This is a genomic window from Pseudomonas sp. 2 (genome assembly GCF_056627435.1).
In genome coordinates, this window is record NZ_JBWXNG010000003.1 from 24,068 (window position 1) to 50,485 (window position 26,418).

At 60.2% G+C, this 26,418-nt stretch carries 22 protein-coding genes; 14 read left to right on the forward strand and 8 right to left on the reverse strand.

The features are described from left to right. Positions 1-33 precede the first annotated feature (33 nt). On the forward strand, positions 34-798 hold the full coding sequence (locus tag AC1MEK_RS05675; protein WP_480395294.1) for a sulfite exporter TauE/SafE family protein: 765 nt from the start codon (positions 34-36) through the stop codon (positions 796-798). A gap of 12 nt (positions 799-810) precedes the next feature. Here AC1MEK_RS05675 and AC1MEK_RS05680 read toward each other — a convergent pair whose 3' ends face one another. Then, a complete protein-coding gene (locus AC1MEK_RS05680) occupies positions 811-1,125 on the reverse strand; it encodes a putative quinol monooxygenase (RefSeq protein WP_480395295.1) in 315 nt (104 codons plus the stop codon). Positions 1,126-1,285: 160 nt separating this feature from the next. On the opposite strand from AC1MEK_RS05680, the gene mdaB reads away from it, so the two are divergent. Next, positions 1,286-1,870 carry an NADPH:quinone oxidoreductase MdaB gene (gene mdaB / locus AC1MEK_RS05685; RefSeq protein WP_480395296.1) on the forward strand — a complete coding sequence of 195 codons (585 nt, stop codon included), beginning with the start codon at positions 1,286-1,288 and terminating at the stop codon, positions 1,868-1,870. Positions 1,871-1,942: 72 nt separating this feature from the next. Then, positions 1,943-2,839, forward strand: a complete 897-nt coding sequence (locus AC1MEK_RS05690) for a LysR substrate-binding domain-containing protein (RefSeq protein WP_480395297.1) — start codon at positions 1,943-1,945, stop codon at positions 2,837-2,839. A gap of 100 nt (positions 2,840-2,939) precedes the next feature. On the opposite strand, the gene AC1MEK_RS05695 is transcribed toward AC1MEK_RS05690, so the two are convergent. Next, positions 2,940-3,818 carry a LysR family transcriptional regulator gene (locus tag AC1MEK_RS05695; RefSeq protein WP_480395298.1) on the reverse strand — a complete coding sequence of 293 codons (879 nt, stop codon included), beginning with the start codon at positions 3,816-3,818 and terminating at the stop codon, positions 2,940-2,942. A 113-nt stretch (positions 3,819-3,931) separates the two neighbouring features. Between AC1MEK_RS05695 and AC1MEK_RS05700 the strand changes: the two genes are divergently transcribed. From AC1MEK_RS05700 to ggt, 3 genes are all read left to right on the forward strand, one after another. Continuing rightward, positions 3,932-4,849, forward strand: a complete 918-nt coding sequence (locus AC1MEK_RS05700) for a DMT family transporter (RefSeq protein WP_480395299.1) — start codon at positions 3,932-3,934, stop codon at positions 4,847-4,849. A 231-nt stretch (positions 4,850-5,080) separates the two neighbouring features. Next, positions 5,081-5,980 carry an NAD-dependent epimerase/dehydratase family protein gene (locus AC1MEK_RS05705; RefSeq protein WP_480395300.1) on the forward strand — a complete coding sequence of 300 codons (900 nt, stop codon included), beginning with the start codon at positions 5,081-5,083 and terminating at the stop codon, positions 5,978-5,980. Positions 5,981-6,221: 241 nt separating this feature from the next. Beyond that, complete coding sequence (gene ggt / locus AC1MEK_RS05710; RefSeq protein WP_480395301.1) at positions 6,222-7,889, forward strand: gamma-glutamyltransferase; 1,668 nt, start codon at positions 6,222-6,224, stop codon at positions 7,887-7,889. A 127-nt stretch (positions 7,890-8,016) separates the two neighbouring features. Here ggt and AC1MEK_RS05715 read toward each other — a convergent pair whose 3' ends face one another. After that, positions 8,017-9,600 (reverse strand): peptide chain release factor 3, encoded by a 1,584-nt coding sequence (locus AC1MEK_RS05715; protein ID WP_480395302.1) that lies wholly within the window; start codon positions 9,598-9,600, stop codon positions 8,017-8,019. A gap of 362 nt (positions 9,601-9,962) precedes the next feature. Between AC1MEK_RS05715 and AC1MEK_RS05720 the strand changes: the two genes are divergently transcribed. The 5 genes from AC1MEK_RS05720 to AC1MEK_RS05740 all read left to right on the forward strand — a co-directional run bounded on the left by AC1MEK_RS05720 (position 9,963) and on the right by AC1MEK_RS05740 (position 15,817). Then, positions 9,963-10,649 carry an ABC transporter permease gene (locus AC1MEK_RS05720; protein ID WP_480395657.1) on the forward strand — a complete coding sequence of 229 codons (687 nt, stop codon included), beginning with the start codon at positions 9,963-9,965 and terminating at the stop codon, positions 10,647-10,649. A 27-nt stretch (positions 10,650-10,676) separates the two neighbouring features. Next, complete coding sequence (locus tag AC1MEK_RS05725) at positions 10,677-11,636, forward strand: glycine betaine ABC transporter substrate-binding protein (protein ID WP_480395303.1); 960 nt, start codon at positions 10,677-10,679, stop codon at positions 11,634-11,636. Further along, on the forward strand, positions 11,633-12,286 hold the full coding sequence (locus AC1MEK_RS05730) for an ABC transporter permease (RefSeq protein WP_480395304.1): 654 nt from the start codon (positions 11,633-11,635) through the stop codon (positions 12,284-12,286). Before AC1MEK_RS05725 ends, AC1MEK_RS05730 begins: the two co-directional genes overlap by 4 nt. Continuing rightward, a complete protein-coding gene (locus tag AC1MEK_RS05735; protein ID WP_480395305.1) occupies positions 12,283-13,449 on the forward strand; it encodes an osmoprotectant ABC transporter ATP-binding protein OsmV in 1,167 nt (388 codons plus the stop codon). The genes AC1MEK_RS05730 and AC1MEK_RS05735 overlap by 4 nt, the downstream gene beginning before the upstream one ends. A 1,204-nt stretch (positions 13,450-14,653) precedes the next feature. Continuing rightward, positions 14,654-15,817: a type III PLP-dependent enzyme gene (locus AC1MEK_RS05740; protein WP_480395306.1), complete on the forward strand. Its 1,164-nt coding sequence runs from the start codon at positions 14,654-14,656 to the stop codon at positions 15,815-15,817. Positions 15,818-15,871: 54 nt separating this feature from the next. On the opposite strand, the gene AC1MEK_RS05745 is transcribed toward AC1MEK_RS05740, so the two are convergent. The 5 genes from AC1MEK_RS05745 to AC1MEK_RS05765 all read right to left on the reverse strand — a co-directional run bounded on the left by AC1MEK_RS05745 (position 15,872) and on the right by AC1MEK_RS05765 (position 20,521). Next, positions 15,872-16,648, reverse strand: a complete 777-nt coding sequence (locus AC1MEK_RS05745; RefSeq protein WP_480395307.1) for a hypothetical protein — start codon at positions 16,646-16,648, stop codon at positions 15,872-15,874. 66 nt (positions 16,649-16,714) lie between these two features. Next, the gene (locus AC1MEK_RS05750; protein WP_480395308.1) at positions 16,715-17,734 is read right to left on the reverse strand and encodes an alpha-xenorhabdolysin family binary toxin subunit B; all 1,020 of its coding nucleotides are present in this window, start codon (positions 17,732-17,734) and stop codon (positions 16,715-16,717) included. Beyond that, entirely contained in the window at positions 17,721-18,866 is a 1,146-nt protein-coding gene (locus tag AC1MEK_RS05755) for an alpha-xenorhabdolysin family binary toxin subunit A (protein ID WP_480395309.1), read from the reverse strand. The genes AC1MEK_RS05750 and AC1MEK_RS05755 overlap by 14 nt, the downstream gene beginning before the upstream one ends. A gap of 155 nt (positions 18,867-19,021) precedes the next feature. Then, entirely contained in the window at positions 19,022-19,837 is an 816-nt protein-coding gene (locus AC1MEK_RS05760; RefSeq protein ID WP_480395310.1) for a tetratricopeptide repeat protein, read from the reverse strand. A gap of 3 nt (positions 19,838-19,840) precedes the next feature. Next, positions 19,841-20,521, reverse strand: a complete 681-nt coding sequence (locus AC1MEK_RS05765) for a Fe2+-dependent dioxygenase (protein ID WP_480395311.1) — start codon at positions 20,519-20,521, stop codon at positions 19,841-19,843. 199 nt (positions 20,522-20,720) lie between these two features. Between AC1MEK_RS05765 and AC1MEK_RS05770 the strand changes: the two genes are divergently transcribed. The 3 genes from AC1MEK_RS05770 to AC1MEK_RS05780 all read left to right on the forward strand — a co-directional run bounded on the left by AC1MEK_RS05770 (position 20,721) and on the right by AC1MEK_RS05780 (position 26,357). Then, complete coding sequence (locus tag AC1MEK_RS05770; RefSeq protein WP_480395312.1) at positions 20,721-23,045, forward strand: TonB-dependent receptor; 2,325 nt, start codon at positions 20,721-20,723, stop codon at positions 23,043-23,045. A gap of 278 nt (positions 23,046-23,323) precedes the next feature. Beyond that, positions 23,324-25,879, forward strand: a complete 2,556-nt coding sequence (locus AC1MEK_RS05775) for a PepSY domain-containing protein (RefSeq protein ID WP_480395313.1) — start codon at positions 23,324-23,326, stop codon at positions 25,877-25,879. 313 nt (positions 25,880-26,192) lie between these two features. Beyond that, entirely contained in the window at positions 26,193-26,357 is a 165-nt protein-coding gene (locus AC1MEK_RS05780; RefSeq protein ID WP_480395314.1) for a hypothetical protein, read from the forward strand. The last annotated feature ends 61 nt before the right edge of the window (positions 26,358-26,418 follow it).

The window sequence follows — 26,418 nt, forward strand, 5'->3', positions numbered from 1 at the left end:
TTCAAACCCGCGGGATCGGCTCAGGATACCTCCATGAACACTTTCCTCGCGCTGTATCAAGATATCGGCTGGAGCCTGACCGCTATGGTCCTGCTCACCTTCCTGCTGGCCGGCACGGTCAAGGGTGTGATCGGCATGGGCCTGCCCACCGTGGCCATGGGGCTGCTGGGTGTGGCTATGTTACCGACGCAGGCTGCCGCGCTGCTGCTGATTCCCTCGACCTTCACCAACTTCTGGCAACTGGCCGCAGGCGGTCATCTGCGCAGCTGCGTCAAAAGGCTGTGGCCCTTGCTGGCGATGATCGTCGTCGGCACGGCATTGGGTTCCTGGCTGCTGGGCATGGGCAGCGCCCACAGCATGGGCCGGGCGTTGGGTGGGGCGTTGTTCGTGTACGCGCTGTGCGGGCTGTTTCTGCCGACGCTCAAGGTGCCGCCACGCGCCGAACGCTGGCTGGGGCCGCTGTGCGGCTTGATCACCGGCCTGATCACCTCGGCCACCGGGGTGTTCGTGATCCCTGCCGTGCCTTACATCCAGGGGCTGGGGCTGGACCGCAACCAACTGGTGCAGGCACTGGGGCTGTCCTTCACCGTGTCGACCCTGGCGCTGGGCGCCGGGCTGTTCTGGAACGGCGCGGTGGGGCAGGGCGAGCTGGGTGCATCACTGCTGGCGGTGATCCCTGCGCTGCTGGGCATGATGATCGGCCAGTGGCTGCGCCAGCGCATCAGCGCCGTGCTGTTCAAGCGCGTGTTCTTCATCGGCATGGCGCTGCTGGGGCTGCATCTGTTGATCGCCGGTTGAGCGCAATGTGCTTCAGCGTACGGCAGATGACGGGCTGATCATGTCCACGCGACGGATATCGAAATCGCGCACCAGATAGTCCATGCGCTCGGCAAAAAACTTCGCCATGTGCGGCAGCGCCGAGTGGGTCTCCAGATGCGCCGTCGACTGCCAGATCTCGTAGAAAATGAACAGCGTAGGGTCTTGCTGGTCGCGCAGCATGTGGTACTCGATGCAACCTTCTTCGCTGCGGCTGGCGGCGACATAGCCGCTGAACAGTGCTTCGAATTCCGCCGCTTTTTCAGGCCTGGTCTGGGCATGAAGGATGAAGCCGTGCAGTTCGCTCATGGAGCCTCCTTGATTAAATTGGGAGGCATTCTAGGGCAACAATCGGAGTGCTATTCGTGCATCTGAGGCAAATGGCTTTTGCGCGTCTCGGGCTTACTGATGCTCGGTGATGTCGTTATTCTGCCGCGCATTCAAACTCCCCGGACTCGCGGACTCACCGATGAAAAAAGTACTGTTCATAAACGGCGGCAAGCAATTCGCCCACTCCGATGGCCGCTACAACGCCACCCTCCACGACGCCGCGCTGGCCTTCATGGACCGCGCGGGCTTCGACGTGCAGCAGACGTTCATCGATGGCGGCTACGACATCGCCGAAGAAGTGCAGAAATTTCTCTGGGCCGACGTGATTGTCTGGCAGATGCCGGGTTGGTGGATGGGCGCGCCGTGGACGGTGAAGAAGTACATCGATGAAGTCTTCACCGAGGGCCACGGCAGCCTGTACGCCAACGACGGTCGTACCCGCTCCGACAACTCGCAGAAGTACGGCAGCGGCGGTCTGCTGCAGGGCAAGCAGTACATGATTTCCGCGACCTGGAACGCGCCGCAGCAGGCGTTCGACGATTCGACCGACTTCTTCGAAGCCAAGGGCGTGGACGCGGTGTATTTCCCGTTCCACAAGGCCAACCAGTTCCTGGGCATGACCGGCCTGCCGACCTTCCTGGCGGTTGACGTGATGAAGGTGCCGAACATCGAGGCAGACGTGAAGCGCTATGAGGCGCACCTGGCGTCGGTGTTCGGCGTCTGAGTGATAAATCCCGGTCTGTCTTTTGCTCGAAACAGCGCTAATATCCAGGCTGTTTTTGAGCGGAGGACAACAGTGAAAGCCCGATCCGATGAATTGCAGGTCTTCGTGTCCGTCATTGAAAGCGGCTCGATTTCCGCCGCCGCCGAGCAGATCGGCCAGACGCCTTCCGCCATCAGCCGTACCCTCTCGCGGCTGGAAACCAAGCTCGACACCACGCTGATCAACCGCACCACGCGGCGTATGGACCTGACCGAGGAAGGTAAGTTTTTCCTCGAACGCGCCCGGCAGATTCTGGCGCAGATGGAAGAACTCGAAGAGCGCATGTCGCTGCGTCAGCAGACGCCGTCCGGGCGCTTGCGGATCAACGCGGCATCGCCGTTCATGCTGCATTCCATCGTGCCCTACGTGGCCGAGTTCCGTGAGCTGTACCCGGACATTCAGCTGGAGCTCAACAGCAACGATCTGATCATCGATTTGCTGGAGCAGAGCACCGACGTGGCGATTCGCATCGGCGCGCTGGCCGACTCGACCCTGCACGCGCGGGCGCTGGGTACCAGCCCGCTGAACATTCTGGCCAGCCCCGACTACCTGAAAAAACACGGTACGCCCAAGACCGTCGAGGCGCTGAAAGGGCATTCACTGCTGGGCTTCACCCAGACCGAAACCCTCAACCACTGGCCGCTGCGGCATGAGGCGGGGGATCGTCTGTTCATTCAGCCGACGGTGTCGGCCTCCAGTGGCGAGACCTTGCGCCAATTGGCGTTGGCGGGCGAGGGGATCGTCTGCCTGTCGCATTTCATGACCCATGAAGACATTCGTCAGGGGCGTTTGAAAATCATCCTATCTCAGGCCAACAGCGGCTATCGCCAGCCGATTCATGCGGTGTACTACCGCAACTCGCAGTTGGCGCTGAGGATTCAGTGTTTTCTGGATTTTATTGCGCAGAAGCTGGCCGTGTACGCCGCATGATCTGTAGGAGCGAATTCATTCGCGAACAATATCCCTGACGATAAAAATGTGTGGGATGTACCGACGTATCGCGAATGAATTCGCTCCTACAGAGGTTGTATCAAACCATGCGTGCGCCGCTGAATTCGGCTCGCAGCATTTCCACGAACGCCTCGCGCGCCGGGTGGTGTTCGGCGTTTTCGTGCCAGTAGAACAGGTTGTCGACGGAGGTCAGTTCCGGGAATTCATAACCGACCCAGCCCGAACCCTTGTGGTACTGCTCGAACACGCCCTTGGGCACCAGCGCGACCCCGGCGCCAGCGCTCACGCAGCCGACGATGGTGCCGTAGCTGGCGATGCTGATGATCGGCTGGCTCTGACCGTTGTTCGACAGCCAGCGCTCCAGTGCCGCGCGGTAGGGGCAGCCTTCGGGCCACATGAAAATCGATTTGCCGACCAGGTCCGCCGCGCTGCGGATCGGCCCTAAAGATTCGGCGGCGATCAGCACCAGATCCTCGCGGTACATGGACGTGCGCTTGAGGCGCGGGCGTTTGACGTCGATGGCGACGATCGCGCCGTCGAGTTTGTGGTTGAGCGTGGCATCGAGCAATTGCGGGCCGGTGCCGGTGGTCAGCTCCAGCGAAACATCCGGGTAGCGCGCATGAAAACGCGCGAGCAACCGCGGCAATCGAGAAGTGGCCGACGACTCGATGGCGCCGATCCGCAAAGGGCCTGATGGCGCCGCGTCGGGGTGCACTGCGCGTTTCGCCTCGTCGGCCAGGCTGAGCATGCGCGCCGCGTAGTTCAGGAAGATTTCCCCGGCCGGGCTGATGCGTAGGCCGCGCCCGTGACGAAAGAACAGCTCGGCACCCAGTTCGGCTTCCAGCGCCTTGATTCGCGCCGTGATATTGGACGGCACGCAATGCAGCACTTCGGCGGCGCGGGCAATGCTGCCGGTGTCGGCAACGGTCTTGAACATGCGGATCTGGGCCAGTTCCATGCATCACCAAAAGTGAATGGTTAAGTCATTATTGTTCGGTTGTGGTGAGCATAAGTTGTTTCGATACTCATTGCCAAAGCACAGGCGCATCGCCTGTCGGCAGGAGTTCGAACATGAGCGTGGTGAGCGGGGCGGCCTCGGTAGCGTCGGGTGGCGATGAGCTGAAAGTGCGTTGGCAGGGCGTGAAGGTCGCGCTGGCGACCTTCTTCGTAATCGCCTGTTGGGGCTATTCGCCGGCTGGTATTCGTATCGGTTTACAGGCCTATGATCCGGGGCATTTGGCGCTGCTGCGTTTTCTCATCGCCTCGGTGTTCATGGCGCTGATTGCTTCGTCGATGAAGATCGCCCTGCCGCGTCTGCGCGATCTGCCGTTGCTGGCGGTGCTGGGGTTTTTCGCGGTCAGCCTGCATCACATCGCGCTGAACTTCGGCCAGCCGGGCGTGAGCGCCGGGGCGTCGAGCGTGCTGATTCAGTCGATGCCGCTGTTTACTGCGCTGCTGGCGCATTACGTGTTCAAGGAGCGGGTCAATGTCTGGCGCTGGATCTGCGTGGCCTGGGGCCTGATTGGCGTAGGGATCGTGATACTGGGTGATCGCGGTTTCGGCCATGTCGACGCCCGGGCGCTGCTGATCCTGCTGGCGGCGTTTTCCTGGAGCCTGTATTTCTCCCTGCAGCGGCGCCACAGCCATCGTTACGACGGGCTGACCATGGTCTGCTACACGGTGTGGGCGGGGACGTTTTTTCTGCTGGTGTATCTGCCGGGCCTGTTCGGCGAAATCGTCAACGCGCCGCTGCGGGTCAATGTCGCGGTGGGTGTGTTGGGACTGTTCCCCAGCGCGCTGGCGTACCTGGCCTGGGCCTATGTGCTCAAACACATGGAAGTCAGCCGCGCGACGATGAGCCTTTATCTGACCCCGCCCATGGCGATTGCCATTGCCTCGGTGCTGCTGGGGGAGATGCCTTCGGTGATGGTGATCGTCGGCGCGGTGGTGGTGTTGTCGAGTGTGTTGGCGCTGAACCTGCGTCGTTAATGAATGGCCACTCCCCCGTAGCAGCACGGCTTGCCGGCGGGGCGGTGTGTCAGGCGACATCTTCGTCACAGACACACCGCTCCCGCCGGCAAGCCGTGCTGCTACGGGGGGAGGTGTGGTGGCATTTATTCGTGATTCTGGCGCAAGAGTCATTTGGCCTGAAGGTGGTTTTTTGCACGGAATCACAGGCCGATACTGTGTCCATCTTTTCTACGACACGGGATCAAGTTCATGAATATCTTCATCACCGGCGCAGCAGGTTTCATTGGCGGTTCCATCGCAACCGGCCTCACTCGCAAGGGCCATCAGGTCACAGGTCTGGTGCGCAGCGCCGAGCAGGCGGACGAACTCAAGGCTTTGGGCATCGCTGCCGTGGTCGGCACGCTGGACAACAAGGCCTTGCTGATCGAGCAGGCGCGCAAGGCCGATGCAGTGATCAACGCCGCCAGCAGCGACCATCGCGGCGCTGTAGAGGCGTTGATCGAAGGCCTGAAAGGCTCGAACAAGCCGTTCCTGCACACCAGCGGTTCGAGCATCGTCGGCGATGCCTCGGGCGGCAAAGGCACTGACAAGATCTACTTCGAGGACCAGTTGCCGGCGGCGACGCCAGACAAAGCCGCGCGCGTAGCGATCGACGATCTGGTGCTGGCCTCGGCCAAAGAGGGCGTGCGTTCGGCGGTGCTGTGCAACACGCTGATCTACGGCCACAGCCTGGGCGTGAACCGTGACAGCGTGCAGCTGCCACGACTGCTCAAGCAGGCTCGCAAGAGCGGCGTGGTGCGCCATGTCGGCCCGGGCGGCAACATCTGGTCCAACGTGCACATCGATGACGTGGTCGAGCTGTACGCGCTGGCGCTGGAGAAGAACCCGGCCGGTACGTTCTATTTCGTCGAAAGCGGCGAGGCTTCCTTCTACGACATGAGCAATGCGATGGCGCAGGCGATGGGCCTGGGTGCTGCGCAGGACTGGCCGCTCAAGGATGCCGAAGCCGAGTGGGGCTATGAAATGGCCAACTACGGCCTGGGCTCCAACAGCCGGGTGCGCGGCAAACACGCCCGCGAGTTGCTGGGCTGGGCGCCCAAGCGCACGTCGGTGATCGAGTGGATCAAGCACGACATGCTCAACGCCTGATCGCCGGAGGTCATTGTGGGAGCCGGCTTGCTGGCGAATGTGGTGGGTCATTCAACATTGCAGTGTCTGACCTGACCTATTCGCCAGCAAGCCGGCTCCCACAGGTATGAAGCTCGCAGGCTCGCACTTTTTAGTGAAGCAAGCCGGCTCCCACGCGTTCGGCAAAAGCCGATTTGCGGCGTCATTCATTTCCGCTTCTCATCGGGGATATAGTGGGTGACCTGACCTCAAGGAAGCCTCTATGCGCGTCATGACCCTCAAGACCCTCGCCTTGTCGGTGATCTTCGCCGTCAGCTCCCCGGTTTACGCCATAGCCCTGGAAGGTGGCGCGGTCGCCTCGCCCGACCAGTATGGCGCTGAAGTCGCTGCGCAGATCCTGAAAAAAGGCGGCAACGCAGTCGATGCCGCGGTCGCCACCGCCTTCACCCTGGCCGTCACCTACCCCGAAGCGGGCAACATCGGCGGCGGCGGTTTCATGACCCTGTTCATGAACGGCCGCCCGTATTTTCTCGACTACCGCGAAACCGCACCCAAGGCCGCCACCCGCGACATGTACCTGGACGACAAAGGCGAAGTCATCCCCGGCATGAGCCTGGTGGGCGCCCGCGCGTCCGGCGTGCCGGGCACGGTGATGGGCTTGTGGGAGGCCCATAAGAAATTCGGCAAACTGCCCTGGGCCGAGCTGCTGACACCGGCCATCGGCTACGCGAAAAACGGTTTCAAGGTGGCCGACAAGCAATACATGTATGGCGCCGAAGCGATCAAGCAGCTCAACGGCAAGACCAACTTCGGCGAATATTTCGGCCACATGAAAACCGGCGAAACCTTCCGCCAGCCCGAACTGGCGCAGACCCTGGAACGCATCGCCGACAAGGGCGCCGACGAGTTTTATCAGGGCCAGACTGCCGATTTGTTGGTCGCGCAGATGCAGCACGACAATGGCCTGATCACTCGACAAGACCTGGCCGACTACAAGGCCGTCTGGCGCAAACCGCTGCACGTGAATTTCAACGGCAACACTTTGTACACCGCACCCCTGCCCAGCTCCGGCGGCGTGGCGCTGGCGCAGTTGATCGGCATCAAGCAGCAACTGGCCGAGGATTTCAAAGGCGTGCCGCTGAATTCGGCGCGTTACGTTCACTTGCTGGCCGAGATCGAGAAACGTGTGTTCGCCGATCGCGCCAACTACCTGGGTGATCCGGATTTCACCAAGGCGCCGGTGAGCGAGCTGACCGATCAGGTGTACCTGGCCCAGCGCGCCCATGAGGTCAACCCGAACGCCATTTCACCCACCGAAAACATCAAGGCCGGTCTCGAGTCGCACCAGACCACGCACTTCTCCATCGTCGACGCCAAGGGCAACGCGGTCAGCAACACCTACACCCTGAACTGGGACTACGGCAGCGGTGTGGTGGTCAAAGGCGCGGGTTTCTTGATGAACGACGAGATGGATGACTTCAGCGCCAAGCCCGGCGTGGCCAATGCCTTCGGCGTGGTGGGCGGCGATGCCAATGCCATCGAACCGGGCAAGCGCATGCTCTCGTCGATGAGCCCGAGCCTGGTGACCCGCGACGGCGCCGTGACGCTGGTGCTGGGCACGCCCGGCGGTTCGCGGATTTTCACCACGGTCTTTCAGGTGCTCAACAACATTTACGACTTCCACATGCCGCTCAAGGATGCTGTCGCGGCGCAGCGGGTGCATCACCAATTGCTGCCCAAGGACACGATCTTCACCGAACGCTTCGCGCCGATGTCAGCGCCTGTGGCCGATGAATTGAAAGCCATGGGCTACACGATCAAGGATCAGAACTGGGCGATGGGCAATGTGCAGGCGATCAGGATCGAGGGCACAAAGGTCGAGACGGCGGCCGATCCGCGGGGGAGGGGAGTGGGATTGGTAGTTAAATGATTCATGGGTCATGCAAAACATGTGTGGGAGTGAGCTTGCTCACGAATGCGTAAGGCCAGACCAATCGAATGTGTCTGGCCAATTGCTTTCGTGAGCAAGCTCACTCCCACCATTTGCGCATCAACCGTTAATGATGCTCGCGCGTCGCACGGAATTGGATATCCGGCCAGCGCTCTTCCATCAGGCTCAGGTTGACCCGCGTTGGCGCCAGGTAAGTCAGGTGCCCACCGCCGTCCAGTGCCAGGTTTTCCACTGCCTTGTTCTCGAATTCCTCGAGCTTCTTCTTGTCGCTGGCGTCGATCCAGCGCGCCGACCACACGGTGATCGGCTCGTAGGCGCATTCGACCTTGTACTCTTCCTTCAGACGGCTGGCGACCACATCGAACTGCAGCACACCGACGGCGCCGAGGATGATGTCGTTGCTGCGCTGCGGGAAGAACACCTGGGTCGCGCCTTCTTCGGCCAGCTGTTGCAGGCCCTGACGCAATTGCTTGGACTTGAGCGGATCCTTCAGACGCACGCGGCGGAACAGCTCCGGTGCGAAGTGCGGGATACCGGTGAAGCCCAGGTTTTCGCCTTCGCTGAAGGTGTCGCCGATCTGGATGGTGCCGTGGTTGTGCAGGCCGATGATGTCACCCGCGTAGGCCTCTTCCAGCTGCTCGCGCTCACTGGAGAAGAACGTCAGGGCGTCGCCGATGCGCACGTCCTTGCCGGTGCGCACGTGGCGCATCTTCATGCCTTTCTCGTACTTGCCCGAGCAGATGCGCATGAACGCGATGCGGTCGCGGTGTTTCGGGTCCATGTTCGCCTGGATCTTGAAGATGAAGCCCGAGAACTTCTCTTCCACCGGCTCCACGCTGCGCTCGTGGGCGGCGCGTGCCAGCGGCAGCGGTGCCCAGTCGACCACCGCGTCCAGAACATGATCGACACCGAAGTTGCCCAGCGCGGTGCCGAAGAACACCGGGGTCATCTGGCCGTCGAGGAATTGCTGCTGATCGAACTCGTGGCAGGCGCCCTGCACCAGTTCCAGCTGTTCGAGGAAGCGCTCGTACTCGTCACCCAGGTGGGCGCGGGCTTCGTCGGAATCCAGCTTCTGGATGATCTTGGTTTCGGTGCGTTCGTGGCCGTGGCCCGGGGTGTAGACGATGATGTAGTCGCCCGCCAGGTGGTACACGCCTTTGAAGTCGCGGTAGCAGCCGATCGGCCAGGTGATCGGCGCGGCCTTGATTTTCAGGACCGCTTCGATTTCGTCGAGCAGCTCGATCGGGTCGCGAATGTCGCGGTCCAGCTTGTTGATGAAGCTGACGATCGGCGTGTCGCGCAGACGGCAGACGTCCATCAGGGCGATGGTCCGCGGCTCTACACCCTTACCGCCGTCGAGCACCATCAGCGCCGAGTCCACCGCAGTCAGCGTGCGGTAGGTGTCTTCGGAGAAGTCTTCGTGGCCCGGGGTGTCGAGCAGGTTGATCATGTGTTCGCGATACGGGAACTGCATGACCGACGTGGTGATGGAAATACCGCGCTGCTTCTCCATCTCCATCCAGTCGGAGGTGGCATGGCGGTCGGACTTGCGGGATTTCACGGTACCGGCCACGGCAATGGCCTTGCCCATCAGCAAGAGCTTTTCGGTGATGGTGGTCTTACCGGCGTCCGGGTGGGAAATAATTGCGAAAGTGCGGCGTTTCGCGACTTCGGCGGCCTGTCTGGTCATGGGAAATCGCCCGAGAGGTGATTCAAAAAAGGGCCGGGATTATAGCCTAAATGAACACGGTTTCCGAACCGTTCAGTCGATAAAGGGTGGCCAAATAGCATCTCACGTGGGAACCTTTGCGGTTCCGGAGACGTCCACTCCCTGGCAACCCAAGCTGCCAAGGGACGCAAAATCAGCAAGTTAGCTTGACGAAGCTGCGCTCATGGCTCGTGTATTCGCCGAGGTTCAAACCCTTAACCGGCGACCCACCCGCTGCTCTTCGCGAACGCTGGCAGGCGACCTGAAACGGTCCGTCAAACGCCAGGCGTGCGCCGACTGAAATAAGGAGTCCGCCCGTGGCTAATCGCTATGGCAAGGGGCTGATGGGAGGTGTGATCGTCATCGCACTCCTGGCCCTGCTGGTCCACTGGATCAGCATCGATACGCTCAAGCAGTATCAGGATGATCTGCTGTTTTATCTGCAAGCCCACGTGATGCTGGTACTGGCATCGATGCTGGCGGCACTGGTGGTCGGGATCCCGACCGGCATTGTGCTCAGCCGACCGAACATGGTTGGCCGCGCCGAACGCTTCATGCAGATCTTCAACATCGGTAACACCGTTCCTCCTCTCGCGGTACTGGCCATTGCTCTGGGCGTCCTGGGCATCGGCAGTGGGCCTGCGATCTTCGCTTTGTTCCTCGCCTCTCTGTTGCCCATCGTGCGCAACACCTACGAAGGCCTGAAAAACGTTCAGGGTTCTCTCAAAGAAGCTGCCACCGGCATCGGCATGACACCGCGCCAGGTGTTGTGGCGCGTCGAGCTGCCCAACGCCGTGCCGATCATCGTCGGCGGCGTGCGGGTGGCGCTGGCGATCAACGTCGGCACCGCGCCGCTGGCCTTCCTGATCGGTGCCAACAGCCTTGGCAGCCTGATCTTCCCCGGCATCGCTCTGAACAATCAGCCGCAACTCGTGCTGGGCGCCGCGTGCACCGCGCTGCTGGCTCTGCTGCTCGATGGCGCCGTGACACTGGCGAGTCGAGTGTGGCTGGAACGAGGGCTGGCTCGCTGAACGAGCAGCTGAGAGAAAGGAATTCGTATGAAAAAGTTATGCACATTAATAGTGGGCGCGGGCCTGCTGCTGGCCGGATTTGCCCAGGCGGCCGAAATGCCGGTCCTGCGCATCGGGGCACGGGTCTTCACCGAGCAGACCATCCTCGCCGAACTGACCGCGCAATACCTGCGCGACAAGGGCTATCAGGTCCAGATCACCGGCGGGCTGGGCAGCAACCTGGCGCGCAGTGCCCAGGAAAGCGGCCAGCTGGACATGCTCTGGGAATACACCGGTGTGTCGCTGGTGGCCTACAACCACATCGATGAAAAGCTCGACAGCGAGCAGACCTACCAGCGGGTGAAAGAGGTGGACGCCAAGAAGGGCCTGGTCTGGCTTTCGCCGTCCAAGTTCAACAACACCTACGCGCTGGCGGTGCCGGAAAACGTAGCCAAGGAATACCCGCAGATCAACACGGTCTCGGATCTGACCAAGGTGATGAAGGACGAGGCCAAAGAGAAGCACATCGTCGCGCTCGACACCGAGTTCGCCAACCGCTCCGACGGTCTGGTGGGCATGGTCAAGCACTACGACATGAACCTGTCCCGCGAGAACACCCGGCAGATGGACGCAGGCCTGGTCTACACCGCGCTGCGCAACGGCCAGGTGTTCGCTGGACTGGTCTACACCACCGACGGCCGCCTGAACGCGTTCAAGCTCAAGGTGCTGGCCGACGACAAGCATTACTTTCCGGACTACACCGCAGCGCCAGTGGTACGCAAAGCGTTTCTGGACCAGCACCCGCAACTGGCCGAGCAGCTCAAGCCGCTGGCCGCCTTGCTGGATAACCAGACCATGATCGAGCTGAATGCGCGGGTCGACGTCGACCACGAAAGCCCGACCGTCGTGGCCGCCGACTTCCTGCGCAGCCATCCGATCAATCCTTCCGCCGAAAGTGTGCCGGTCAAGCAGACGCCGGTGGAAAAGAAAGAAGAGGAGAAACTATGAGCTTCTTCAGTGCGTTCTCCCATCTGGACTGGAACCAGGTGCTGCACCTGACCCTGCAACACATCACGCTGGTGGGCATCGCGGTGTCGCTGGCGATTCTGATCGGCGTGCCGCTGGGCATCTTCATGACCCGCTTTCCGGCGCTCGCCGGGCCTTTGCAGGCCAGCGCCACAGTGCTGCTGACCATCCCGTCGATTGCGCTGTTCGGCCTGCTGCTGCCGTTCTATTCCAAATTCGGCCAGGGCCTCGGGCCGCTGCCGGCAATCACCGCGGTGTTCCTCTATTCGCTGTTGCCGATCATGCGCAACACCTACTTGGCGCTGACCGGCGTCGAACCCGGCATTCGCGAAGCTGCGCGCGGCATCGGCATGACCTTCGGCCAGCGCCTGCGCATGGTCGAACTGCCGATTGCCGTACCGGTGATCCTGGCCGGCGTGCGCACCGCCGTAGTCATGAACATCGGCGTCATGACCATCGCCGCCACCATCGGTGCCGGTGGCCTTGGCGTACTCATCCTCGCTTCCATCAGCCGCAGCGACATGTCGATGCTGATCGTCGGCGCCGTACTGGTCAGCATCCTGGCCATCTTCGCCGACCTGCTTCTGCAATGGCTGCAACGCTCGCTGACTCCAAAAGGACTCCTGAAATGATCGAACTTCAAAACCTCACCAAGACCTTTCACAGCAACGGCAAGGAAGTGAAGGCGGTCGATTCCGTGAGCCTGACCGTCAACGAAGGCGAGATCTGCGTGTTCCTCGGCCCGTCCGGTTGCGGCAAGAGCACCACGCTGAAAATGATCAACCGCCTGATCATGCCGACCTCCGGCAAGGTGCTGATCAACGGCGAAGACACCACTCAACTGGACGAAGTGACCCTGCGTCGCAACATCGGCTATGTGATCCAGCAGATCGGCCTGTTCCCCAACATGACCATCGAGGAAAACATCGTGGTGGTGCCCAAGTTGCTGGGCTGGGACAAGAAGCGTTGCCATGACCGCGCCCGTGAACTGATGAGCATGATCAAGCTTGAGCCCAAGCAGTATCTGCATCGTTATCCGCGTGAGTTGTCCGGTGGACAGCAACAGCGTATCGGCGTGATTCGTGCGCTGGCGGCCGAAGCGCCGTTGCTGCTGATGGACGAGCCGTTCGGCGCAGTCGACCCGATCAACCGCGAGATGATCCAGAACGAATTTTTCGAGATGCAGCGCGCGCTGAACAAGACCGTGATCATGGTCAGCCACGACATCGACGAAGCGATCAAACTGGGTGACAAGATCGCGATTTTCCGCGCGGGCAAACTGCTGCAGATCGATCACCCGGACACGCTGCTGGCGCATCCGGCGGATGATTTCGTCAGCAACTTTGTCGGCCAGGACAGCACGTTGAAACGCTTGTTGTTGGTGAAGGCTGAAGATGCGGCCGACAACGCACCGTCCGTGAGCCCTGAAACGCCGGTGGCCGATGCCCTCGAGGTGATGGACGAAAAAGACCGCCGTTACGTGGTGGTCACTGACGCCGAGAACAAGGCCAAGGGGTATGTGCGCCGTCGTGATCTGCATCGTCAGACGGGTACGTGCGAGCAGTATCTGCGGCCGTTCAATGCCACGGCGGCGTATGACGAGCATTTGCGGATTCTGTTGTCGCGCATGTATGAGTTCAACCGGGCCTGGCTGCCGGTGCTGGATGCCGAGCATGTGTTCCTGGGCGAGGTGACGCAGGAGTCGATTGCGGCTTATCTAAGTTCGGGGCAGTCGCGGGGCAAGAAGACCAGCATTGTTTCGCCGGCTGAGGTGGCGGAACAGGCTGCGGTCTGAAGCTTTTGATTCTGGCCGGAGGCCGTGGGAGCGCAGCTTGCTCGCGATCTGGCGCGAAGCGGCAGTAAAACCTAATTGCGCGGAGTGTCTGAATTTAATCGGTTGTTGCTGCTATTGCCTCCGGCGGGTCACTTTCGAAAAGCGCGAAAGTAACCAAAGCGCTTTCTCCCCGCCATACGGGTCCTCGCCCAGGCTCGGACTGCCCTCATTCCGGCACCGCGAAGTGGGCACGCCGCAAATGGGCCATCCATGGCCCACAGCGGCTTGCTGGGCATCCATGCCCAGCAGCCCACTCCGCAACGCCTGCATTCGGCCTCCTGGAACGGGGCCCGACCTCACCGTTGGATTCAATTCGGCAGAAAATCAAAAGCGAAAAGCGAAGAGCCAAATTCGGGTAGACCCCGACCGTAGCAGCACGGCTTGCCGGCGGGGCGATCTTGAGGGCGACCCGCGGGCAAGCCCGGCTGCTACGGGGCGGAGGCGTTCAATCGCTCTTGATCTGGCTTTTGATCTTCATGCGCGATCGTCCAGACACCACAAATCGCGACTTGGGTGCAGGCTGAACGCAGGCGATGTGGAGTGGGACGAGCGGCAGGATGCCGCGAGAGGCGTGTGGGCCATGGATGGCCCTTTCACGCCGGGCCCACGGAACATCGCCGGAGTGAAGGAAGTCCGACGAAGGAGGACCCAAACCAGGAGCAGAAGCGCTTTGGTTACTTTCGCGCTTTTCGAAAGTGACCCGCCGGAGGCAATCGAGAGAACAGTCGAGTTGTACCTGACACCCCACATAACGAGTTTTCACGACGACTTCGTCGCCGATCGCGGGACAAGCCACGCTCCTACGTCCTTCGGGCAGAAGCGCGATTGCGGTGATATCGGGAACATCGTCCTGTCACATCGGTCGGTTACTACAAGGTGATTGAACCGTCGAGAATGCCCGTCTGGCAAAAACGGGCAGAAACGCGACATTTTTTGTTGATCTCCAGCCCCTCAGGTCCTAAAGTTCGCGCCGAACGTCCATGCTGGAAACGATCCATCCGGCTCAAGTACTGACGACGAGACAGCAAGGCCAAGGGAACCCGCGTCCCATGGCCTTTTTGCTTTCGGCGACATGCCTTGGGAAGTAGGCGAACCAAAGTGGGGATACGGAGGACGTTCATTTGCACCCATTGTTTTTTACCGTTTGCCAACAGGAGTCCCCCGCATGTCGATTCAGGTCGAAGACTATTTCGAGAAAAACACCTTCGCTAAAATGAAGGCGTTCGCCGACAAGCAAGAAACCCCGTTCGTGCTCATCGACACCTCGATGATCGCCCAGGCCTATGACGACCTGCGCGCCGGTTTCGAATTTGCCAAGGTCTACTACGCGGTCAAGGCCAATCCGGCCGTGGAAATCATCGACCTGCTCAAAGAGAAAGGTTCGAGCTTCGACATCGCCTCGATCTACGAGCTGGACAAAGTGATGGGCCGTGGCGTTGGCCCGGACCGCATCAGCTACGGCAACACCATCAAGAAATCCAAGGACATCCGCTACTTCTTCGAGAAGGGCGTGCGTCTGTTCGCCACCGACTCCGAAGCCGACCTGCGCAACATCGCCAAGGCAGCTCCGGGCTCGAAAGTCTATGTGCGTATCCTCACCGAAGGTTCGACCACCGCTGACTGGCCGCTGTCGCGCAAGTTCGGCTGCCAGACCGACATGGCCATGGACCTGCTGATCCTGGCCCGTGACCTGGGGCTGGTGCCATACGGCATCTCCTTCCACGTCGGTTCGCAGCAACGCGACATCAGCGTATGGGACGCCGCCATCGCCAAAGTGAAGGTGATCTTCGAGCGCCTGAAGGAAGAAGACGGCATCGAGCTCAAGCTGATCAACATGGGTGGCGGCTTCCCGGCCAACTACATCACCCGGACCAACAGCCTGGAAACCTACGCCGAAGAGATCATTCGCTTCCTCAAGGAAGACTTCGGTGACGACCTGCCGGAAATCATCCTGGAGCCGGGCCGTTCGCTGATCGCCAACGCCGGTATCCTGGTCAGCGAAGTGGTGCTGGTTGCACGTAAGTCGCGCACCGCCGTCGAGCGCTGGATCTACACCGATGTGGGCAAGTTCTCCGGCTTGATCGAAACCATGGACGAAGCCATCAAGTTCCCGATCTGGACCGAGAAGAAAGGCGAAACCGAAGAAGTCGTGATCGCCGGCCCGACCTGCGACAGCGCCGACATCATGTACGAAAACTACAAGTACGGCCTGCCGCTGAACCTGGCCATCGGTGACCGCCTGTACTGGCTGTCCACCGGCGCCTACACCACCAGCTACAGCGCCGTCGAGTTCAACGGCTTCCCGCCGCTGAAGTCGTTCTACGTTTAAGTCGGGTAGCGGTCAAAGAAACGGCACCCCTCGGGATGCCGTTTTTTTTGCAGCTCAAAACCGAAAGCGCAGGATCGTCTCAAATGTGTGACTGATCAGCCGTAGTGCCTCACGCGCGGGTACGCTTGCCAGCTGCTTCGACACTCGCAGGCGTCGAGTTGGTTGCCGCTCATCCAGCGCTTCCAATGACTGCGTCACGGTGGCGAGCAATAGATTCAGTCGCCCACAGTAAACCGCCACATTGCTCGATGTAAGCAGGGCCGTGGCATAGGAGCGAGCATTCCAGCCAACCGTAACTAGCGCTGATGTCAGATTTCTGTCCGGGACCAATTGATAACGAAATGTCTTCGGCACATTGCTTTGAGACGCGCCTATCAGCAGTTGGTGACGTTGAGCGTACTCGAATATTTTCTGATTCATGAAATCGATGAATCTGGGAATCACTGTCGATGCATCTTCGACAAGACGTCCACATTCTTTTTGCTGCCTGCTGAACTGGGCCGCATGGTCTTGAAGGTTCGGTATGGACGATTTCAAGGTCCTTGCAGGTGCATCGCTGTCAATGTGTTCGATCAACGCGACGAGCGAATGTCGTGTCTCTTGGTGCAGTGTGCGAAGTGCGTCTGCGGTGTAGCTCCATACCCCACTTCCACTGCTTGCACGTTTGACGACAGCGTCAAGTGCAGGCTCTCGGTACCTGCCGTATTCGGAGGCTGGCACCAAATCCAGCTTGATCTTGAAAGCCTCGATCCGTTGGGGAAGTTGCTGGAGGTAGACCATATGAAAGCCAAGATAAGTGGCATCCCGGTAGTCGATGTAATGGATCGTCATGTGCTGACCTCATCGCTTTGTGAGGGGGCGTACAAGCACGACCCCTCAGTGAAACTCCTGATCTTGTCAGGCGAGGTTTCTGGCAAAGTCCGCCAACCTGCGCAGGCTCAGCATCAGCTCTTTAAATTCTTCCCGATTGCTGGAGTCGAGCCGCTTTGAAAGATCGATGACCGTTTCGAACGCTTCCACTATGGCATTCGCTTGTGAGTGCACCTGTCTGCGATGATCGTCGAAGCGATACGCGTGACCTATGAGTCCGGCGGATTGAGTATTGGTCAACAGCCGGCTTTCAAGCTGTCGGGCTTGGCTGATCTGATTAGTGAGGCGACGAGTCATCGCGTCGCGCTGTTCAATCAGACCTAACAGGTTGAAGCCATCCGTGACGACACCGATGAGCTTGGTAATGATTGAAATCGCATTTTGCACGACAGATGCCTGCCCAGCGCTCATGCCTGCTTGCGCAAGGCTCTGCGCCGTCAGCAGAATGTCGTTGGCAATCCCCGCGAAATCGGGGCTCTCGATCAGGTTGATTGCAGCAGTTACCGCATCTCGGTCAGCACGCAGCTGAGTGATGCGCAATTTGATTTCTTCCAGCTGGGTGTTGATGCTCTGGTTGTCACGATCAAATGCAGAAAGAAAACCGTCTGTGGGCAACCGGTCAAGGTTTTCGGCGACTGCGGTCACAGCCTCTTTTAGCTGTTGCGTCTGGTCACGCAGTTTCGATGAAAACGCTATCTGGGCAGCTGCGAGATCCTCGGCGATGTCGTTGAGCTCATTGATATCTGCGCCAGCCTCATCCTGATCACGTTGAAGCTGCATCAGCGCTCTTGACGAGATGTCCGCGATAATCGGAACTTCAACGGCGTTTTCGCGTACGCTCGTTTCCAGCGCAATAAGCCTGCGCAGGACCCTGGCCTGTTTCTCCACCAGCGAAGGGAGGTACTGAGTGATGTTGAACAGCGCCTGCGTCGACGCATTTTCATTCAAGGCCAGGCGTACGGCGTGTTTCATCTCTGTGATGTCGACGGCCTTGAAGCCAGCGGTGGAATGTAAAGAAGTAATGTTTGTCATGTCAGGAATGTCCATATTCTGCTCTGTATTCGTCGTCGGCTTGCTTGAAAACTTCGAGCAATAAGTTAGCGTCGCGTTGAATGTTTTCCCACGGCGCGGCGACTAACCTGAAGCCATTAATGAGGCGACGAAGTGTGAGGGTGTCATTGATCCGTTCCGCCTGCTCTACCGATTCGTTCACATAGATATGCAGTGCGTTCCATACTGCGGTCAGATTTTTAGTGGCGATGTCTGCATCGAGAACGACCAGTTCCAGATCCTGCAAGTCACTGCGGACGCGTTGCAGCGATCCATGTATTTTGTTTTTCTGCTCCAGGTCGGCAATTTTTTGATGCTGTGTACGCTTAAGACTTTCAACTTCCTTGCGGATTTTTTCTGCTTGAACACCAAAGTAGATGCCAAGCCCTAATAACAGAAAACTGCTGCCAGCGGCAATGCCCACCAGCTTTCTATACTCGTTCTGTTTTTGATCGATCAGGCGGGCGCGCTCGTCTATGTCAATATTCAGCCTTCTGATGTCGACGGACAAGTTACTGTTATTGATGCTCTGAAGCTTGATCTGAACGCTAGGTAATACCTGGAGGGACAGATCCCGGGAGAAACTGTCCAGCCTGGATTTGAGTGCTGTCGTGGCAAGCGCCCGTTGCTCGATCAGGCCGGCGACTTCGATGACGTATTGAATGAAATCCGCTCGGGCTTCTGCTTCGATGGCGTTCCCGGCTTGTCCACGCAGATCTTCATAGATCTCCTCGATGCCTTGCAAGTAAACCTGCATCTGGCCGCCAAACACGCTCAGTTCACTGCCCACATTGATCAGGTCATTGCGCAGTGGATCCCAGCGCATTGCATGGTTGCGGATCAACGTGAAACTTTCCTGAAAGTCTCGGGCTTCGAGATTGGAGCCAGCCCCTGTTTCATAACCCAGGTAGCCGATGACATCCGTTAAAGTGACGGGAAGGCCAAGCCCGCGAACTTCATAGCGCTTGAGATTGAGGAGTTGGTCTTTCGTAAGAATCAGACCTTTGTCGCGCAATACATTTTGCGCTGTGCCAGCAGACGCCGACAGTATCTGACTAGGAATATGCCGAGCTGCATCAAGTGCATCACTCAACACAGTTTCGTCATATAGATTTAATGCATGGTTCATATTCATTAGTCCTTTAATGAATGTTGGTGCAGGAGGGGTTTCCTGTTTTGTTTAATAACCTGCCTTCGCTAGAGTAGCGATTTTGACGAGGGGATCAAACCGAGATTGATTGCGCCATGTGTAAGACACCAGTCGGGTATCTTAACTCGAGCGTGTTACTCGCTGAAAAGAGCCTTGTGCTGTTCGATCAGAAAGTTATCCAGAGCGGCGTGATCGCTCTCGTCGCCGAGCGAGGCTGCCTGTTGATGGTATTTCAAGGCCAGTGCTCGTATGTCGTGTTGAGTCGCGTCTAGCAGCGCCGCTCGGCTGACTCTGAGGAAGTTCAGATTGCCAGTGGTGAGCGCTTTCTCCAGCCATAAAAGCGCTTCTTCAATCCTGCTTTGGTCTGCCAGCACCGCCGCATGGCTGAACTGCCCACGAAAATCTCCGCCCTCGGCAGAGCGCCGATACCAGTCATGGGCCGCCGTTAGATCCTGCTCGCAGCACACGCCTTCTTCCAGATAGCGACCGAGCATGTTCATCGATTTGGCGTGGCCCAGCTGTGCGGCCTTGCGGTAGCAGGCCAGCGCGCGGGCTTGGTCCTTGTTCACGCCGCGTCCGGTGGCCAACAGGTTGCCATAGTTATAGAAGCCCCAGTCCAGCTCGGCTTCGGCGGCCTGGCGATAATAGTCGGCGGCCTTGGTGGCATCCGGCTCGCAACCCCAGCCATGCTCCAGGCAGCGCCCGGCCATATTGGTGGCCATGGCATGGCCGTTGCGCGAGGCAATCTGAAACCAGGTCAGGGCCAGGGCGGCGTCCTGTTCGATGCCGGTGCCGTCCAGCAGGATCTGGCCCAGCAATGCCTGCGCCTCCAGCACGTTTTGCTGGGCGGCGACGAGGATCGCCTTCGCCGCGCTGGCCGGGTTGTCTTCGAGCATGGCGCGCAGTTGCTCGCCGGTAAGTGTCTCTTCGCGTCGCAGATTCCAGACCATGCTTCAGACCTCGACCCACTGGCGCAGCAGGTTGTGGTAGGTGCCGGTGAGCTGGATCAGCGAAGGATGATCGGGCACGTCGCGGCTCAGTTGCTGGATGGCGGTGTCCATTTCGAACAGCAGCGTGCGATGGCCGTCGTCGCGCACCAGGCTCTGGGTCCAGAAGAACGAGGCATAGCGCGCGCCGCGAGTGACGGCGTTGACCTTGTGCAGGCTGGTTGCCGGGTAGAGCAGCAGGTCGCCCGCCGGCAGCTTGACCTCGCGGGTGCCGAAGGTGTCCTGGATTACCAGCTCGCCGCCGTCGTAGTCGTCGGGGTCGCTGAAGAACAGCGTCGACGAAAGGTCGGTGCGCACTCGTTCGATGTTGCCTCTCGCCTGGCGCACGGCGTTGTCGATGTGAAAGTCGAAGCTGCCGCCACCGGTGTAGCAGTTGAGCAGCGGCGGGAAGACCTTGTGCGGCAGCGCCGCCGACATGAACAGCGGGTTCTGCCACAAGCGTTCGAGCATCGCCGCGCCGATTTCCTTGGCCAGCGGGTGGCCCTCGGGCAACTGCAGGTTGTGCTTGGCCTTGGCCGACTGGTGGCCGGCGGTGATCTTGCCGTCGGCCCAGTCGGTCTGCTCCAGCGCCTGGCGGATGCGCAGCACCTCCTCGCGGGTGAAGAGGCCAGGGATGTGTAGGAGCATGACGACGCCACTCAGGATCGAAAAAGGTAGCGAATGGTAGTGATTCTTATCTGATGTGTAAAACCCCGCGCGGACGTGTGGACGAACGAGGGTGAAAAATCCGTAAAGCGAAATTGTAAAGAATGTAAGTTATCTGCAAATACAAATTACTCTCATCTATATTCCGCGGCCTCTACATTCCTTGGGGAAGGAAATCTCGATGTCGCGCCTCTCGCTTCAACCGTCTGTCAGTTCACCACGGCTTCTCGTCTCGGCGATTGGCATGGCCGTTACCGCAATGTCCGCGTCGCAAATGGCCCACGCCGCCGACGAAGCCGAACAGGCCAAGGGCGGTTCGATTGCGCTGGGCGCGACCAGCATCAACGGTGAGGCGGTGGAGTCCACCGAGTACAAGACCGAGAAGAGCGCATCGCAGAAGTACACCGCGCCGCTGTCCGACACGCCGCGTTCGGTGACTGTCATTCCTCAGCAGGTACTGAAAGACACCGCCGCCACCTCCTTGCAGGACGCGTTGCGCACCGTACCGGGCATCACCTTCGGTGCCGGTGAAGGCGGCAACCCGCAGGGCGACCGCCCGTTCATCCGTGGCTTCGACGCCCAGGGCGACACCTACCTGGACGGCGTGCGCGACACCGGCGCGCAGTCCCGTGAAATCTTCGACATCGAGTCGATCGAAGTCAGCAAGGGCCCGAACTCCGCATTCGGCGGCCGTGGTTCGGCCGGTGGCAGCCTGAACATCATCAGCAAGCTGCCCAAGGCCAATGACTTCACCAACGGCAGCTTCACCTACGGCACCGACCAGACCCGTCGCTACACCCTGGACGTGAACCGCAAGTTCCTCGACACCGCAGCGTTCCGTCTGAACCTGATGAGCCACGAGCAGAACGTGGCCGGTCGCGACGCAATCAATTACGACCGTTGGGGCGTGGCGCCGTCGGTGACCTTCGGCCTGGGCACCGAAAACCGCCTGAACCTGAGCTACTACCACGTCGAAGGCAACGACCTGCCGGATTCGGGCATTCCGTATGGCTACGGTTCGACATCCACGACGGCTGTCCACGTTCACGACAAGCCTACCGACGGCGGCAACAGCAATAACTTCTATGGTCTGAAGGATCGCGATTTCCGCAAGACCCGCAGCGACATCAGCACCATCAGTTTCGAGCATGACTTCAACGAAGACATGACCCTGAAGAACACCTTCCGTCACGGCAACGTGGGCCAGGACTACATCCTGACTCAGCCGGACGACAGCCAGCACAACGTCAACGCCCGTGGCACCGTGTGGCGCCGTGCCAACGCCCGGGTCAGCACCACCGAAACCACCACTAACCAGACCGACCTGTTCGGCACCTTCCAGCTGGCCGGTTTCAAGAACAGCTACTCCACCGGTATCGAACTGACCCGCGAAGTCAGCAAGGTCAGCGGTTACACCTTCGCCAACCCGGCCAACAGCAACCCGACTGCAGCGTCCCCGGGCGGCGTGGGCTGCCAGGTGGGTGAGGTGTACGGCGGCACCTGTACGTCGCTGGCCAATCCGAACCCGGATGACGATTACACCGGCACCATCGCGCGCAACTATAAAGGTACCAACACCATCGGTTTCACCCGCTCGGTCTATGCCTTCGACACCATCGAGCTGAGCCCGCAATGGCAGGTCAACCTGGGCACGCGTTTCGACAGCTTCGACACCAAGGCCAAGACCGACAGCCTGACCGCGGCCACCACCCGCAGCAAGAACACCAGCAACTTCTGGAACTGGCAGGCCGGTGTGGTCTACAAGCCGGTTGAAAACGGCAGCATTTATACCTCCTTCGCCACCTCGGCCACCCCGCCGGGCGGCATGCTCAACGAAGGTACCGATGGCAACGGCCTGATTGCCGATGGCAGCACTCTGACCAGCGATCTCGAGCCGGAAACCACCAAGAACTACGAGCTGGGCACCAAGTGGGACTTCTTCAACGATCGCCTGTCGTTGACCGCGGCGGTGTTCCGCACCGAGAAGGACAACACCCGCGTTCTGGTGAGCACCAACACCTATCAGAACGCCGGTAAATCCCGCGTCGACGGTGTCGAGCTGAGCGCCAGCGGCAAGCTGACCGATCAATGGCAAGTCTTCGCCGGTTACAGCTACCTGGACAGCGAGCTGGTCAGCTCGGGTTTGGTCGGTCGTAACGGTGCGGTAACGGCCAACGCTGCCTCGCAAGACGGCAACGAGATGCCCAACACCGCCAAGCACAGCGCAAGCCTCTGGACCACTTACGACATCACGCCAAAGCTGACTATCGGTGGCGGTGCGTTCTATGTCGGCCGTGTATGGGGTGATACCGCCAACACCGTGTATGTACCGTCCTACACCCGTTACGACGCCATGGCTTCGTACAAGCTGACCAAGAACATCGACCTGCAACTGAACGTGCAGAACCTGACCGACAAGACCTACTACGACAAAGCCTACGCGGCGCACTTCGCCAACCAGGCGGCCGGTCGTACGGCACTGCTGACCACCGCGTTCCACTTCTAAGAGAAGCGTGAAACGCAAAGCCCCACTTGCCGTTGGTGAGTGGGGCTTTTGTATGTGAGGGGCACGATGGTGCCCGTAGCAGTCCGGCTTGCCGGCGACCTGCGTGGTGTCAGTCACACATTTGTTGCCGATCCACCGCGGTCGCCGGCAAGCCGGACTGCTACGGGTGATGTGCTGAATGTGTCAGGTCTGTAGCCAATACAGAACCGGATACGGATGAGAATAAGAGCTGTTTATGCGCATAATGCGCGTCGCAGTGGGTGATGAGGTGATCGAGGGTGTTGAAGAAAGTCCTGTTCCAAGTGCACTGGTTCTTCGGAATCACGGCGGGTCTGGTGCTCGCCTTGATGGGCGTCACCGGGGCGCTGTATTCGTTCGAGGACGAGATTCTCGACGCGCTCAATCCCACCGCCTTGTTCGTTCAGCCGGGCGAGGTGCAGCTGACGCCTGCCGAAATGGTCCGACGCATCGAAGCGAAGCTGGGCGAAACCGTGTCGATGCTGCGCGTGGAAGTCGAGGGTGACAAGGCCGCGCAGGCCTACATGCAGCCGCCACCGGGCCAGCGCCGGGGCGAGATGCACAACTTCGACCCTTACACCGGCGAACTCAAGCCTGATGCCGTTGGCCAGGATGTGTTCGGCTTCATCCTGCAACTGCACCGCTTCCTGGCGGCTGGCGAGTACGGCAAGCAGATCACCGCGGCCTGCACGCTGATTCTGGTGTTCTTCTGCCTGTCCGGCCTTTATCTGCGCTGGCCGCGCAAGCCGCTGAGCTGGCGCGTGTGGCTGACCCTGGACTGGGCGAAGAAGGGCCGCAGTTTCAATTGGGACCTGCACTCGGTGTTCGGCACTTGGTGCCTGATCGTCTACCTGTTGCTGTCGGTCACGGGCCTGATGTGGTCCTACGAATGGTTCAGCAACGGCATGATCAAGCTGATTGGCGATCCGCCCGTGGCCGGCGAGCAGCGTCGCGGCGGTGGCGGTGTGCGGCCCAAAGAGGGCAGTGCGCCGCAGGCTGACGCCAAGGTGGATTACGACGCGATCTGGGCCAGCATCCAGAAAACCGCAGGGCCTGATCTCAAGGCCTACAATCTGCGCTTGCCGCTGTCCGGTGGCCAGCCTGCGGTGGTGTTCTACATGCTCAAGGACTCGCCACACCCGCGCGCCCTGAACCAGATCACCCTCGACGCCGCGACCGGTGAGGTCAAGGCGGTGTCGCGCTACAACGAAAAGGGCTATGGCTCGCAGCTGATCATCAGCAACTACGCGCTGCACACCGGCAGTTACTGGGGCCTGACCGGCCGCCTGATCATCACGATCGCTGCGGTGCTGATGCCGCTGTTCTTCATTACCGGCTGGCTGCTGTATCTGGACCGGCGTCGCAAGAAACGTGACGTTCGTGCGGCCAAAAGCGATGTGTCGACCAGCCACTCTGTCTATGGCAGCCAGGGCCCGGCGTGGCTGATCGGCTTCGCCAGCCAGAGCGGATTCGCCGAGCAACTGGCCTGGCAGACCGCCGGGCAACTGCAGTCGGCGGGCCTGCCGGTGCGGGTGCAGCCTCTGGCCGACGTGACCGAGCAGGACCTGAACCAGAGCCGCAACGCGCTGTTCGTGGTCAGCACCTTTGGCGATGGCGAGGCGCCGGACAGCGCTCGCGGCTTCGAGCGCAAGCTGCTGGGCCGTCCGCTGGCGCTGGAAAACCTCAACTATGCCGTGCTGGGCCTGGGCGACCGCCAGTATCAGCATTTCTGCGGTTTCGCCCAGCGCCTGCACGGCTGGCTGGCCGAGCGCGGCGGCAGCACGCTGTTCGCCCCGGTGGAGGTGGACAGCGGCGACGCGGTGGCCCTGCAACATTGGCAGCAGCAGTTGGGCGAAGTGACTGGCTCGACGCCGGCTGCGGCCTGGAAGCCTGCGGATTACGAGAACTGGACCCTGACTCGTCGCCAATGGCTGAACGAAGGCAGTGCAGGTTCCAAGGTCTATCTGCTGGGCATGACGCTGCCGTCCGACGCGCGCTGGGAAGCGGGCGACCTGATCGAAGTACTGCCGCGCAATGCGCAATCGGCGGTCGAGCAGTTCCTCGCCGGGCTCGGGATCGCAGCCGACGCGCAGGTCACTGTCGATGGTTTGCATGAGTCTCTCGGCCAGGCCTTGAGTACCCGCCAGTTGCCCGCCAATCGCAGCCATCTGGTCGGCCTGCACGCGCAGGCGCTGGTCGATGCGCTGGTGCCTTTGGCGATGCGCGAGTACTCGATTGCCTCGATCCCTGAGGACGGTGCCCTTGAGTTGATCGTACGTCAGGAACTGCATCCCGATGGCAGCCTGGGGATCGGTTCTGGCTGGTTGACCGAGCATGCAGCGGTGGGCGGCGGGGTCAGTTTGCGGATTCGGCGCAACAGCAGTTTTCATCTGCCGAGCGAACCGGTGCCGATGATTCTGATTGGCAACGGCACGGGCCTGGCCGGTTTGCGCAGCTTGCTCAAGGCGCGGATTTTGGCTGGCGAGCGGCGCAACTGGTTGCTGTTCGGCGAGCGTAATGTGGCGCACGATTTCCACTGTGGTGATGAGTTGAACGGCTGGCTGGCCAGCGGTGATCTGGCGCGGATGGATCTGGCGTTCTCTCGGGATCAGGTTGAGAAAGTTTATGTGCAGGATCGGTTGCGGGAGTCGGCCGATGCGTTGCGTCACTGGTTGGCCGATGGGGCGGCGATCTATATCTGCGGCAGCCTTGAGGGCATGGCGGCGGGGGTGGATCAGGTGCTGGTCGAGCTGCTGGGTGAGTCGGGGGTTGAGCGGCTGATCGAGCAGGGGCGGTATCGGAGGGATGTTTATTAACGGTGTAACTCTGAGATCTTCTTGCTGATCCGTTATCTGTGTTGATGCCGGGATGTTCTGCCTAACGGCAGAAGCGTTTCGGCTTCGCCGAGTTACTTGGAAAAGACCCCCAAGTAACCAAGGGGTCTTGCTCCTGGTTTGGGTCTGACTTCGTCAGACTTCCTTCATTCCGGTCCCGCTCCGTGGGCCCGGCGTGAAAGGGCCATCCATGGCCCACACGCCTCTCGCCGCATCCATGCGGCTCGACCCACTCCACGAGACCTCCATTCAGCCTGCACCCAAGTCGCGTTTTGCGTCGTCTGGGCCATTGCGCATGAAGATCAAAATCAACGGCAACGGCAACGGCATGGTGTTCTGCGATCTGCTTTTGATTCTGCCCGCAGGGCGTAGCAGCCGAGCTTGCTCGCGGGTCGCCCTCAAGATCGCCCCGCCGGCAAGCCGTGCTGCTACGGGGACGGCGTTAGCCGTTTGCTTTTGATCTTGATGCGCGATAGCCCAGACGCCGCCAAACGCGACTTGGGTGCAGGCCGAACGGAGGT